12 protein-coding genes are annotated in these 12,418 nt (G+C 72.3%); 10 read left to right on the forward strand and 2 right to left on the reverse strand.

Annotation, left to right across the window (positions count from 1 at the left end; translation table 11 throughout):
* The first annotated feature begins 118 nt into the window (after positions 1–118).
* The 4 genes from GA0070604_RS07050 (at position 119) to GA0070604_RS07065 (ending at position 4,470) form a co-directional block, all read left to right on the forward strand.
* On the forward strand, positions 119–1,108 hold the full coding sequence (locus tag GA0070604_RS07050; protein ID WP_091116066.1) for a LacI family DNA-binding transcriptional regulator: 990 nt from the start codon (positions 119–121) through the stop codon (positions 1,106–1,108).
* A gap of 25 nt (positions 1,109–1,133) precedes the next feature.
* A complete protein-coding gene (locus GA0070604_RS07055; protein ID WP_091116068.1) occupies positions 1,134–2,381 on the forward strand; it encodes a sugar ABC transporter substrate-binding protein in 1,248 nt (415 codons plus the stop codon).
* Between the two features lie 81 nt (positions 2,382–2,462).
* Entirely contained in the window at positions 2,463–3,584 is a 1,122-nt protein-coding gene (locus tag GA0070604_RS07060; protein WP_091116070.1) for a carbohydrate ABC transporter permease, read from the forward strand.
* Position 3,585: 1 nt separating this feature from the next.
* Positions 3,586–4,470, forward strand: coding sequence for a carbohydrate ABC transporter permease (locus GA0070604_RS07065; RefSeq protein ID WP_091116073.1), 885 nt, complete (start codon positions 3,586–3,588; stop codon positions 4,468–4,470).
* Between the two features lie 49 nt (positions 4,471–4,519).
* Here GA0070604_RS07065 and GA0070604_RS07070 read toward each other — a convergent pair whose 3' ends face one another.
* Positions 4,520–5,092 carry a GNAT family N-acetyltransferase gene (locus GA0070604_RS07070; RefSeq protein ID WP_091116077.1) on the reverse strand — a complete coding sequence of 191 codons (573 nt, stop codon included), beginning with the start codon at positions 5,090–5,092 and terminating at the stop codon, positions 4,520–4,522.
* Positions 5,093–5,127: 35 nt separating this feature from the next.
* Here GA0070604_RS07070 and GA0070604_RS07075 point away from each other — a divergent pair, with 35 nt between their 5' ends.
* Positions 5,128–6,429, forward strand: a complete 1,302-nt coding sequence (locus GA0070604_RS07075; protein WP_091116081.1) for a glycosyltransferase 87 family protein — start codon at positions 5,128–5,130, stop codon at positions 6,427–6,429.
* Here the strand turns inward: GA0070604_RS07075 and GA0070604_RS07080 are convergent.
* Positions 6,328–6,879, reverse strand: a complete 552-nt coding sequence (locus GA0070604_RS07080; RefSeq protein ID WP_091116085.1) for a GNAT family N-acetyltransferase — start codon at positions 6,877–6,879, stop codon at positions 6,328–6,330. The genes GA0070604_RS07075 and GA0070604_RS07080 overlap by 102 nt on opposite strands.
* A 113-nt stretch (positions 6,880–6,992) precedes the next feature.
* Between GA0070604_RS07080 and GA0070604_RS07085 the strand changes: the two genes are divergently transcribed.
* From GA0070604_RS07085 to GA0070604_RS07105, 5 genes are all read left to right on the forward strand, one after another.
* Positions 6,993–8,222 carry a winged helix-turn-helix domain-containing protein gene (locus tag GA0070604_RS07085; RefSeq protein ID WP_091116088.1) on the forward strand — a complete coding sequence of 410 codons (1,230 nt, stop codon included), beginning with the start codon at positions 6,993–6,995 and terminating at the stop codon, positions 8,220–8,222.
* Between the two features lie 4 nt (positions 8,223–8,226).
* Entirely contained in the window at positions 8,227–8,829 is a 603-nt protein-coding gene (locus GA0070604_RS07090) for a DUF2752 domain-containing protein (protein ID WP_377592727.1), read from the forward strand.
* Between the two features lie 108 nt (positions 8,830–8,937).
* Entirely contained in the window at positions 8,938–9,675 is a 738-nt protein-coding gene (thyX, locus tag GA0070604_RS07095; RefSeq protein ID WP_091116096.1) for an FAD-dependent thymidylate synthase, read from the forward strand.
* Positions 9,676–9,728: 53 nt separating this feature from the next.
* The gene (gene dapA / locus GA0070604_RS07100; protein ID WP_091116099.1) at positions 9,729–10,655 is read left to right on the forward strand and encodes a 4-hydroxy-tetrahydrodipicolinate synthase; all 927 of its coding nucleotides are present in this window, start codon (positions 9,729–9,731) and stop codon (positions 10,653–10,655) included.
* A 52-nt stretch (positions 10,656–10,707) separates the two neighbouring features.
* Complete coding sequence (locus tag GA0070604_RS07105; RefSeq protein WP_091116103.1) at positions 10,708–12,396, forward strand: ribonuclease J; 1,689 nt, start codon at positions 10,708–10,710, stop codon at positions 12,394–12,396.
* Positions 12,397–12,418: the final 22 nt, after the last annotated feature.

Consider the following 12,418-nt stretch of genomic DNA (forward strand, 5'->3'; position numbering starts at 1 on the left):
GCCGGACGTCTTGACAGAAGCCGTCGGCCGGGTGCAAAGTGCGAAACATTCCAGAAACTTGAACGATCTAATCCTGCCCCATCGGAGTTGGATCGTTCAAGGTGGCGAGAGGGATTTCGTGGCCGAAAAGGTGACCATCGCGACAGTGGCCCGGCACGCTCAGGTGAGCCGGCAGACGGTCTCCAACGTGCTCAACGCGCCGCACATCGTCCGCGAGGAGACCCGCCGGCGGGTGCAGGAGGCGATCGCCACCCTCGGCTACCGCGCGAACCAGGCCGCCCGGCAGATGCGGACCGGCCGCTCCCGACTCATCGCGGTCCGGATCGAGCCCACCCGGGACGGGATCAACGGCTCGGTGCTCGACCGGTTCCTGCACGGGCTCACCGAGACCGCCGACGCCGCCGGCTACCGGGTCCTGCTCTACTCCGCCACCGGCGACGACCACGAGATCGCCACCTACGACGACCTGCTCGGCGCGTACGACCTGGACGGGTTCGTGCTCACCGGCACCGACCACGGTGATCCGCGTACCGCCTGGCTGGCCGAACGGGGCGTGCCGTTCGTCACCTTCGGCCGGCCCTGGGACGCCCCGGACGCCCACCCCTGGGTCGACGTCGACGGCGCCGCCGGCACCGCGCAGGCCACCCGGCGGTTCCTCGACACCGGCCACCGCCGGGTTGCCTTCATCGGCTGGCCGGAAGGCTCCGGCGTCGGCGACGACCGGCGCGCCGGCTGGCGTACCGCGATGGCGGCGGCGGGCCTCGACGGCGCCGCGCCGCACCGCGCGACGGAGGACGGCATCGACCAGGGTGAGCGGGAGATGCGCGAGCTGCTCGCCGCCGACGCACCGCCGACGGCGGTGGTCTGCGTCAGCGACTCCCTCGCCCTCGGAGCCCTCCGGGCCGTCCGCGACACGCAGGTCCCGGTCGCGGTCACCGGATTCGACGACACCCCGGTGGCCGCCGCGGTCGGGCTGACCAGCGTCAGCCAGCCGCTCGCGGCCGCCGCCGCCCGCTGCGTCGAGCTGCTCACCGGCGTGCTCGACGGCCAGCCCACCGCCCCGCATGTGCTGCTCAGTCCCACGCTCGTGCTCCGGCACACCGCGTGACCACATCCCCCACCAGGAGAATCAGATGACACCTCGGATCCTCACCCGGGCAACGGTGGCCGGCCTCGCCGCCGTCGCCCTCCTGGGCTCCGCCGCCTGCGGCAGCGGCTTCGACGACTCCGGCAAGGACGCCAAGCAGTCCACCGGCCCGGCCAACCTCCAGATCATGATCGGCTCCTCGGGTGAGGCCGAGACCAAGGCGGTGCAGGACGCCGCCGCCAAGTGGGCCGCCGCCTCCGGCAACAGCGCGAGCGTCACCCCGGCCCAGGACCTCACCCAGCAGCTCGGCCAGGCGCTCGCCGGCGGCACCCCACCGGACGTCTTCTACGTCGACGCGACCCGGTTCGCCGACTACGCCAGCGTCGGCGCGCTGGAGCCGTACGGCGACCAGGTCAGTAACAAGGACGACTTCTACGAGAGCCTGCGCAGCACCTTCACCTACGACGGCAAGCTCTACTGCGCGCCGAAGGACTTCTCCACCCTCGCCCTGGAGATCAACACTGACCTGTGGGCGAAGGCCGGCCTGACCGACGCCGACGTGCCGACCACCTGGGACCAGCTCACCGCCGCCAGCCAGAAGATCAAGGCGAAGGGCATGGTGGCGCTCGCCCTCGGCGACACCCGGGACCGGATCGGCGCGTTCATGGTGCAGAACGGCGGCTGGCTGATGAGCAAGGACGGCAAGCAGCCCACCGCGGACACCCCGGAGAACGTCCAGGCGCTGGAGTACGTGAAGTCCCTGCTCGCAGGCGGCTACGCGAAGTTCCCGAAGCAGCTCGACGCCGGTTGGTCCGGTGAGGCGTTCGGCCGGGGCAAGGCCGTGATGACCATCGAGGGCAACTGGATCAAGGGCGCCCTGCAGAACGACTTCCCGAACGTGAAGTACAAGGTCGTCCCGCTGCCGGCCGGCCCGAAGGGACAGGGCACCCTCTCCTTCACCCAGTGCTGGGGCGTCGCGGCCAAGTCGAAGTACAAGGAGCAGGCGATCAAGTTCGTCGAGGCGATGACTGCCGGCGACCAGCAGATCGCCTTCGCCAAGGCGTTCGGCGTAATGCCGTCCCGGCAGTCCGTCCGGGACCAGTACACCAGCGAGTTCCCGGCGGACAAGCCGTTCATCGAGGGCGCCGCGTACGCCCAGGGCCCGGTGAACGCCCCGAAGATGGACAGCGTGCTGCGGGACCTTGAGGCCGGCCTGCAGGGCCTGGCCAACGGCGACCCAAAGACGATCCTCGGCAACTTCGACAAGAACGCCAAGGCGGCGCTCGGCGGCTGAGGTGTAAGGAGGGGTCCCTTGTTAACCCTATGCGTTAATAGGGGGCCCCTCCTTACACCTCCCCCCGAAGAGGGAGGGGAGATGGCAACGGAGGTGCTCGCCGCCCCGGCCACCACACCGGCCGGCCCGGCGCGCCGCCGTCCTGGCGGCGGCATCCGCGGTAACGAGAGCGTCGCCGGCTGGCTGTTCGTCGCGCCGGTGATCGTGATTCTCGGGCTCTTCCTGCTGCTGCCGATCCTGATGGCGCTCTGGGTGAGCCTCACCGACTGGAACGGCCAGGGCAGCCCGTTCACCGCCGACGTGCCGTTCGTCGGCACCGAGAACTACACCCGGCTGTTCGCCGAGGACGGGCTCGCCCGCCGGGACCTGATGACCAGCATCCGCAACAACATGTACTACGTCGGGATCGTGGTGCCGGTGCAGACCGCGCTCGCCCTCGGTCTCGCGTTGATCGTGAACAACCGGATGCTCAGGGGGAAGGGCTTCTTCCGCAGCGCCTTCTACTTCCCCTCGGTCACCAGTTCGGTGGCGATCAGCGTGGTGTTCCTGTTCCTGTTCGCCAACTCCGGCGCGGTCAACAACCTGCTCGGCCTGTTCGGCGTCGACGGGCCGGAGTGGTTCGCCGACTCCCGTGGCGTGCTGCACCTGCTGCTCGGCGCCGTCGGGGTGGACTCCCCGCCGGCCGCGCTCACCTCCGGCGGCCCGCTCGGGCTGACCTGGTGGGACTGGCTCTCCGGGCCGAGCGTCGCCATGACCTCGATCATCTGCCTGGTGATCTGGACCACCTCGGGCACCTTCATGCTGATGTTCCTTGCCGCGCTGCAGAACGTGCCGGTGGCGCTGGACGAGGCCAGCACCCTCGACGGGGCGGGTCGCTGGCAGCGGTTCCGCCACGTCACCCTGCCGATGATCAAGCCGACCACCTTCCTGGTGCTCACCCTCGGCCTGATCGGCTCCTGGCAGGTCTTCGACCAGGTGTACGTGATGAGCCAGGGCGACCCGGCCAAGACCACGCTCACCCCGGCGTACCTGTCGTACCGCACCGCCTTCGTGGACTTCAACTACGGGCCCGGCGCGGCGATCTCGTTCGTGCTGTTCCTGATCATCATCGTGCTCACCCTGTTCCAACGCCGGGTGCTGGCCGAGCGGGACGAACCCCGTCGCGGCCGGTGGTGGCGGCGACGCGTACCGGAGGGGTCCTGACATGGCCGTGCTGACCGACCGGCCGGCGCCCGTCGCGCGCCGCGCCGGCAGCGCGCCGCACGCCCTGGTCAACCGCATCCTGGGGTACGCGGTCCTGGTCTTCTTCGGGTTGGTCTTCCTCTACCCGTTCGTCATCCAGCTCGGCAACTCGTTGAAGACCGAGCCGGACGCGGCGGCCAACCCGCTCTCGCCGATCCCCGACCCGGTGACGCTGGCCGGCTTCGAGCGGATCTTCGCCGGCACCAACTTCCCGCTCTGGCTCGGCAACTCGCTGCTGGTCACCGTGCTGGTCACCCTCGGTCGGGTCTTCTTCGACTCGCTCGCCGGCTACGCGCTGGCCCGGCTGCGCTTCCGGGGCCGGGCCGGGCTCTTCGCCGCGGTCATCGCGGTGATGGCGGTGCCCGGCGTGGTGCTGCTGATCCCGAAGTTCCTGGTGCTCAAGCAGCTCGGCCTCTACGACAGCTACGCGGGCCTGGTGGTGCCGCTGCTCGCGGACGCGGCCGGGGTGTTCATCATGAAGCAGTTCTTCGAGTCGATCCCGGTCAGCGTCGAGGAGGCGGCCCGGATCGACGGGGCGGGCGTCTTCCGTACCTACTGGTCGGTGGTGCTGCCGATGGCGAAACCCGCGCTGATCACGCTGACCATCCTGTCCTTCCAGGGCTCCTGGAACGAGTTCCCGCACAGCCTGGTCTCGGTCCAGGACCCGCACCTGTTCACCCTGCCCCGAGGGCTGGCCGACCTGGTCAGCGGCTCGCTCGGCAAGGGCACCCAGTATCCGCTCAAGCTCGGCGCGGCGCTGCTGGCCACCATCCCGGTGGCCGTGCTGTTCGCGATCTTCCAGCGTTACTTCGTGCGGGGCGCGAACGAGGGCGCCGACAAGGGCTGACCCGACGGTGGCCGGTCCCGGACGCGGGACCGGCCGTGGGTGGGGTTCGTCAGGCCGGCTCGGCGGGCACGGCGACGTGCAGGCGAAGCTGGGGGACCAGCATGTCGTCGACGTCCAGCGCACGGGCCGCGCCGTCCGGCTCCCAGCCGGTCGAGGCGAGAAATTTCCGGGTCGCCGCGTCCCCGTCGAACGCCCACGCCACCGCGCGGCCGAAACCGTCGGTACGCCAGTGGTCGACGGCGGCCGCGAGCAGCCGGCTGCCGTGCCCGCGCCGGCCCCAACGCGGCTCGACCAGCAGGTCGGTGACCGCGGCCACCCCGTCGCCGAGCGCGTCGGCCGGCTCGCCCGGCGCGAGCGCCTCGGCGTCGGCTGGACCGGCCGCCATGAACCCCACCAGATACGATTGCTCGGCCTGTTCGACGGCGACCAGCACGCGGTGCGCGTCCGAGGGCGGCTCCTGCACCGCCGCGCTCCACCGCCGGGCGAGGTACACCTCGTCCAGGTTGTCGAGCACGTGTCGGGGCAGGATCCGGCGGTACGCGACACGCCAGGTCGCGAGCTGGATGCGTGCGATCTCGTCGGCGTCCTCCGGACGCGCTGGGCGGACGTACCCTGCAGCCATGGCACGTGAGCCTACGCAGGGCTGAGGAGGCGACGGTGGCGCAGGGTGCCAGACGGACAGCAGCACAGGTCATCGCCGTGGTCGTGCTCGCCGTGGCGGTGACCGCCTTCCTGTCGGTGGCGGCCGCGCGGCACGGCTTCTTCGACCTCAGGGTCTACTACGGCGCGCTGAACTGGTGGGTGCACGACGGCGGGGAGATCTACGACTACCTCAGGGCCGGCACCCAGTACGGCTTCACCTATCCGCCGTTCGCCGCGCTGCTCATGCTGCCGATGGCGTACCTGTCGTGGCACGCCGCGATCACGGTGAGCGTGGTCGCCACCGTGCTGGCCGGCACCGTGGTCATCTGGTGGCTGGTCGACCCGATCGCCCGCCGCTGCGGCTGGACCCGCTGGTTCGCCCTCGCGGTGGCGCTCTGCCTGGCCGCCGCGTACGAGCCGATGCGCGAGACGGTCAACTTCGGCCAGGTCAACATGCTGCTGCTCGTCCTGGTGGCGGCGGACCTGCTGCGGCTGCTGCCGGCGGGCAGCCGGTGGGCCGGGGTGGGCATCGGGCTGGCCACCGCGATCAAACTGACCCCGGGCATCTTCATCGTCCACCTGCTGGTCACCGGGCGCTGGCGGGCCGCGTTCACCGCGATGGGCGCGGCGGCCGGGGCCACCCTGCTCGCCGGGGCGCTCTTCCCGGACTCCTCCCGCGAGTTCTGGACCTCGGCGCTGTGGAACACCGACCGGGTGGGTGAGCTGGCGTTCATCTCCAACCAGTCGCTGCGTGGGGCGGTCGCCCGGCTGGACCCGGCGCATCCGAGCACCGGCGCCTGGCTGGTGCTGGTGCTCGCCACCCTGGCCGTCTGGGTCTGGCGCTCCCGCGCCGCGGCGGCCGCCGGCGACCAGACCGCCGGCCTGGCCCTGACCGGCGTCACCATGTGCCTGGTCAGCCCGGTGACCTGGGTGCACCACCTGGTCTGGCTGCTGCCCGCGCTGATCCTGCTGGTCGGTCACGGCCTGGCGGCTCCCGCGCGCGGTCGCCGGCGCGCCGTCCTGCTGGCCGCCGCGGCCATCGGGTACGCGTTCCTGAGCAGCCGGATCATCTGGTCCTGGGACGAGAACTTCGGCGGGATCGACGGGTTCCTCGGCAGCAACACGTACGTCTGGATCAGCGTGGCGCTGCTGCTCGGCGTGCCGATCCGCCGCCCGGCCGAGCCGATCGGTCACGCGCCCGCCCAGCGGCGCGGGTCAGCCGTCGAGGCGGGCGGTGTACCGCAGCTCCCGCAGCCGCACCGGGTCGCGCCCGCCGGAGAGCGGCACCGGATAGGTGGACTCCTCGCCGTCCGGTGACAGCCCGGCCCGCTCGTAGAAACGGCGGGCCCGGGCGTTGTCGGCGAGCACCCAGAGCCGGTACTCCGTCCAGCCCCGCTCGGCCAGGCCGGCCCGGGCCGCCGCGAGCAGCTCCCGGCCGGTGCCGGTGCCCCAGTACGCCGGCTCGACGTACACCGCCAGGATCTCGCCGTACCGGCCGTCGAGGTCGCCGCGGTCCTGGTTGTTCCGGTACGGCCCGAAGGTGGCGAACCCGGCGACCGCCCCGTCGGTCTCGGCGAGCAGGGTGGCGAACGGGTGCTCCGGGTCGGCGGTGCCGAGGTCCCGGCGGCGCTGCGCCCAGGCGGCCGGGTTCAGCCGGCACAGCACCTCGTCCGGCATGATCCCGGCGTAGCCGGCCTGCCAGCCGTGCACGTGCACCCGGGCGATCGCCTCGGCGTCGTCCGGTTCTTCCCGGCGGATGGTGAGCACCCGTCTGTTCTATGCCCCGGCGGCCGGCGGGTCCAGCGTCCGCTCCGGCGCGTCCGGAGCCGCGCCGTGACCCGGAGCCACCGTGTCGTACCCGTGGACTAGGGTGCGCGGCGATGGCCGTACCGGAATCGCTCTCACTCGCCCAGGCCCGACGGGTCGCCCTGGCCGCCCAGGGCTTCGCCGATCCGGCTCCCGCCGGGGTGCCCACCCGCCGGCACCTGCGCCGGGTGCTGGACCGGGTCGGGTTGATCCAGATGGACTCGGTGAACGTCCTGCAACGGGCCCACTACCTGCCCCTCTACAGCCGGCTCGGGCCCTACCCGACCGCGCTGCTCGACACCGCCGCCTACCGGCGTCCCCGGCGACTGTTCGAATACTGGGGGCACGAGGCGTCGCTGGTCCCGGTCGAGCTGCATCCGGCGCTGCGCTGGCGGATGGCCCGGGCCCGCGACGAGGCGTGGGGCGGGATGCGCCGGATCGTCCAGGAGCAGCCCGAACTGGTCGCCTGGGTCCGCGACGAGGTGGCCGCCCGGGGGCCGCTCACCGCGGCCGAGATCGAGCACGACGCGCCCCGGGAGACCGGCAACTGGGGCTGGAACTGGTCGGCCGTCAAGCGGGCGCTGGAGTTCCTGTTCTGGGCCGGCGAGGTGACCGCCGCCGAGCGCACCAGCTCCTTCGCCCGCCGCTACGACCTGCCCGAGCGGGTGCTGCCGGCCGGGGTGCTCGACGCCCCCACCCCGAGCGACGCCGACGCGTACCGCACGCTGGTGGCGGTCGCCGCGCGGTCGCTGGGTGTGGCGGCCGAGCCGGAGCTGCGCGACTACTTCCGGCTGCCGCTGGCCGGGGCGCGGCGGGCGATCGCCGAGCTGGTCGAGGCGGGGGAGCTGACCCCGGTCGAGGTGCAGGGCTGGCGGCAGCCGGCCTATCTGCACGCGCAGGCCCGGCTGCCCCGCTGGGTCCGCGGCAACACCCTGGTCAGCCCGTTCGACCCGCTGGTCTGGGAGCGGGCCCGCGCCGAGCGGCTCTTCGGCTTCACCTACCGCATCGAGATCTACGTGCCCGCTCCGCAGCGGGTCCACGGCTACTACGTGCTGCCGTTCCGCCAGGGCGAGCGGTTCACCGCCCGGGTCGACCTGAAAGCCGACCGGAAGGCCGGGGTGCTGCTGGTGCCGGCCGCCTGGGTGGAGCCCGGCGTCGACCCGGGGGAGACAGCGGTGGCGCTCGCCGCCGAGCTCTACCGGCTCGCCGGCTGGCTCGGCCTGGACGCGGTCGCCCCGCCGGTCGCCGGCGATCTGGCGCTCCCGCTGGCCGCCGCGCTGACGGGCCTGGCCGGTGTACGGTGAGCCGGTGACGAGCGTTGACCGGCCGGCCCCCGCGCCCGACCCACAGGCGGTCTCCGTCCCGCCCCCGCCTCCGCCCGCAGCCGCGCCGCACGTCGAAGGCGCGGCGGCCGACCCCGGGTCGGCGATCTGGCCCGCCGGGGCGGCGTACCAGCCCGTCGAACCGGACCGGCTCACCCGCTTCGTGCTGCGGGTGCACGCCCGTGCCCCGCGCTGGGCGGTGCCGCTGGCCGCCGTGGGCTGCGTCGGCCTGGGCATGGCGTACGCGCTGCTGAGCAACCCCACCCACAGCAGCCCGGACGCCCTGCCGACGTGCCTGCTCAAGCTCACCACCGGGCTGGACTGTCCGGGCTGCGGCGGCACCCGGGCCCTGTGGTACGTGCTGCACGCCGATCTGCCAGCCGCCGCCCGGCACCACTTCGTCTTCGTCTTCTCGCTGCCCTTCCTGGCCTACCTTTTCGTCGCCTGGGCCGGGAAGCAGGCGTTCGGCTGGCGGCTGCCGGAGCTGCGGCTCAGCCCGAAGGTGCTCGGCGGCTTCCTCGCCGCGTGGTTCGCCTTCTCGGTGGTGCGCAACCTGCCCTGGGCCCCGTTCACCTCGCTGTACGTCTGACCCGTTCCGGCCGCCGTGGCCGCGGTGCTGGTGGTGCCGCGTTTCACCTCCGCGTGCCCGAGTTTCGCCGCCGGCCCACCGGCCACTACAGTCGCAGGAATGCCGGACATGGTGCAGCCCCAGGTCAAGCTCATCGCGTGGACCCAGTTCCAGGCCCCGGACGACGTGCCGTGGTCGACCGACGCCGAGGGCGGTCAGGCGCTCGCCGAGTTCGCCGGTCGGGCCTGCTACCAGAGCTGGAAGAAGCCGAACCCGGCCACCGCGACCAACGCCGGCTACCTGGCGCACATCCTTGAGGTCGGGCACCTGAGCGTGCTGGAGCACGGCTCGGTGAGCTTCTACTTCAGCGGGGTCTCCCGCTCGTTCACCCACGAGCTGATCCGGCACCGGCACTTCTCGTACTCCCAGCTCTCCCAGCGGTACGTCCCGGAGCGGGACGCGGCCATGGTCGAGCCGGCGGTGATCGCCGACGACCCGGAGCTGCACAAGAAGTTCGTCGAGGCGAGCGAGGCGGCCGTGCGGGCGTACACCGAGCTGCTGGCGGGCCTGGAGGCCCGCTTCGTCGACGAGCCCAACCCGACGCTGCGCCGCAAGCAGGCCCGGCAGGCGGCCCGCGCGGTGCTGCCCAACGCCACCGAGACCCGGATCGTGGTCACCGGCAACTACCGGGCCTGGCGGCACTTCGTCAAGATGCGGGCCACCGAGCACGCCGACGTGGAGATCCGCGAGCTGGCCGTGGAGTGCCTGCGGCAGCTCCAGGGGGTCGCGCCGAACGTCTTCGCCGACTTCGTGATCTCCACGCTGCCCGACGGCACCGAGGTCGCGGCCAGCCCGCACGCCGAGTGACTCCTGCGCCCTTCGCCACCGAGGTTCCGGTGGTCGTCCGCTAGGTTGTGAACATGACGCACGACCACCCTGCCGCTCCCGACCGGAGCGCGTCGCGCCCGTTCGGGCGACTGATCACGGCCATGGTGACCCCGTTCGCCGCCGACGGGTCGCTCGACCTGGACGGCGCCGTACGGCTCGCCCAGCACCTCGTCGACGAGCAGGGCAACGACGCGCTGGTGCTCAACGGCACCACCGGGGAGTCCCCGACCACCAGCGACGCGGAGAAGGAGAACCTGATCCGGGCCGTGGTGGAGGCGGTCGGCGACCGGGCCCGGATCCTCGCCGGGGTCGGCACCAACGACACCCGGCACACCATCGAGCTGGCCGCGCAGGCGGAGAAGGCCGGCGCGCACGGCCTGCTGGTGGTCACGCCGTACTACAACAAGCCGCCGCAGAGCGGCCTGCTGCGGCACTTCACCGCGGTCGCCGACGGCACCGGCCTGCCGATCATGCTGTACGACATCCCGCACCGGGCCGGCACCGCGATCGCCACCGACACCCTGGTGCGGCTGGCCGAGCACGGCCGGATCGTCGCGGTCAAGGACGCCAAGGGCGATCTCACCGCGACCTCCGAGGTGCTCGCGCGCACCGACCTGGCCTACTACAGCGGCGAGGACGCGCTGACCCTGCCCGCCCTCGCGGTCGGCACGGTCGGCGTCGTCGGCACCTCGACGCACTTCACCGGCGTGCAGACCAAGCAGATGATCGAGGCGTACGAGGCGGGCGACCACGCCACCGCCCTCGCGCTGCACCGGCGGCTGCTGCCGCTGTACACCGGCATCTTCCGTACCCAGGGCGTGATCCTGGTGAAGGCGGGCCTGGCGGCCAAGGGCCTGCCGGCCGGCCCGGTGCGCCCGCCGCTGGTGGACGCCACCGCCGACGAACTGGCCCAGCTCCGCGCCGACTGCGCGGCGGCGGGCCTGGCACTTCCCGAATGATCAAACGACACGACGGACGCCGGGTGACGGCGTCGCAGAATGAGGTGGACGCGTGACCGAGGCGCACATCGAGGGTGAACTTCCCCCGCCACTGCCGGAAGGCGGCCTGCGGATCATTCCGCTCGGCGGACTCGGCGCCATCGGCCGGAACATGACCGTTTTCGAGTACGACGGCAAGCTGCTGATCGTCGACTGCGGGGTGCTCTTCCCCGACGTCGAGCAGCCGGGCGTGGACCTGATCCTGCCGGACTTCGGCCCGATCCTGGACCGGCTCGACGACGTCCAGGCGATCGTGCTCACCCACGGCCACGAGGACCACATCGGCGCGGTGCCGTACCTGCTCGCCCACAAGGCGGACATCCCGCTGGTCGGCTCGCAGTTCACGCTGGCCCTGGTCGAGGCGAAGCTGGCCGAGCGGCGCATCCAGCCGTACACGTTGACCGTGCGGGAGGGCGAGCGGGAGCGGCTCGGCCCCTTCGAGTGCGAGTTCTTCGCGGTCAACCACTCGATTCCGGACGCGCTCGCGGTGGCCATCCGGACCGGCGCCGGCCTGGTGCTGCACACCGGTGACTTCAAGATGGACCAGCTTCCGCTGGACGGCCGGATCACCGACCTGGCCGGCTTCGCCCGGCTCGGCGCCGAGGGCGTGGACCTACTCCTGTCGGACTCCACCAACGCGGAGATCCCCGGCTTCGTCACCCCGGAACGCGAGATCGGTCCGGTGCTCGACTCGATCTTCGCCAAGGCGCGCGGCCGGATCATCGTCGCCTCGTTCGCCTCGCACGTGCACCGGGTGCAGCAGGTCTTCGACTCGGCGATCGAGCATGGCCGCAAGGTCGCCCTGATCGGCCGGTCGATGGTCCGCAACATGGGCATCGCCCGCGACCTCGGCCTGCTGAACATCCCGCCCGGCCTGGTGGTCGGGCTGGAGGAGGCCACCGCCCTGCCGCCCGAGCAGATCGTGCTGATGTCCACCGGCTCCCAGGGCGAGCCGATGAGCGCGCTGGGCCGGATGGCCAGCGGCGACCACCGGCACATCACCATCGCCCCCGGCGACACGGTGGTGCTCGCGTCGTCCCTGGTGCCCGGCAACGAGACCTCGGTCTACCGGGTGATCAACCGGTTGGCCCGGGCCGGCGCGGTGGTCGTGCACAAGGACGTGGCCAAGGTGCACGTCTCCGGTCACGCCCCCGCCGGCGAGCTGCTGTACCTGCTCAACGTCACCCGCCCGAGCAACCTGATGCCGGTGCACGGCGAGTGGCGGCACCTGCGGGCGCACGCCCGGCTCGGCGTCGAGTCCGGCGTCGCCCCCGACCGGGTGGTGCTCTGCGAGGACGGCGACGTCGTCGACCTGGTGGACGGGCGGGCCAGCCTGGTCGGCCACGTGAAGAGCCGGTACGTCTACGTCGACGGTCTCGCCGTCGGGGACGTCAGCGAGTCGCTGCTCACCGAGCGGCGGATCCTCGGCGACGGCGGCTTCATCGCCGCCACCGTCGTGGTCGACTCGGTCACCGGCAAGGTGGTCGGCGGCCCGACCGTCTCCGCGAAGGGGTTCTCCGAGGACCCGGAGGCGTTCAGCCCGGTCGTCCCGCTGGTCACCGAGGCGCTCAACCGGGCCGCCGCGGACGGCATCACCGACCCGCACCAGCTCCAGCAGATCGTCCGGCGCACCGTCGGGCGCTGGGTCAACGACGCGTACCGCCGCCGGCCGATGATCGTCCCGACGGTCGTCGAGGTCTGACCCCACCGGCTCCCGACGCCGG

The organism is Micromonospora eburnea (assembly GCF_900090225.1).
In the GTDB taxonomy this organism is placed as follows: domain Bacteria; phylum Actinomycetota; class Actinomycetes; order Mycobacteriales; family Micromonosporaceae; genus Micromonospora; species Micromonospora eburnea.

Excerpts from the sequence above, each read along its gene's own strand:
- GA0070604_RS07055 (WP_091116068.1), top strand. The coding sequence starts at position 1,134 with ATGACACCTCGGATCCTCACCCGGGCAACGGTGGCCGGCCTCGCCGCC.
- GA0070604_RS07060 (WP_091116070.1), top strand. The coding sequence starts at position 2,463 with ATGGCAACGGAGGTGCTCGCCGCCCCGGCCACCACACCGGCCGGCCCG.
- GA0070604_RS07065 (WP_091116073.1), top strand. The coding sequence starts at position 3,586 with ATGGCCGTGCTGACCGACCGGCCGGCGCCCGTCGCGCGCCGCGCCGGC.
- GA0070604_RS07070 (WP_091116077.1), bottom strand. The coding sequence starts at position 5,092 with ATGGCTGCAGGGTACGTCCGCCCAGCGCGTCCGGAGGACGCCGACGAG.
- GA0070604_RS07085 (WP_091116088.1), top strand. The coding sequence starts at position 6,993 with ATGGCCGTACCGGAATCGCTCTCACTCGCCCAGGCCCGACGGGTCGCC.
- thyX (WP_091116096.1), top strand. The coding sequence starts at position 8,938 with ATGGTGCAGCCCCAGGTCAAGCTCATCGCGTGGACCCAGTTCCAGGCC.
- dapA (WP_091116099.1), top strand. The coding sequence starts at position 9,729 with ATGACGCACGACCACCCTGCCGCTCCCGACCGGAGCGCGTCGCGCCCG.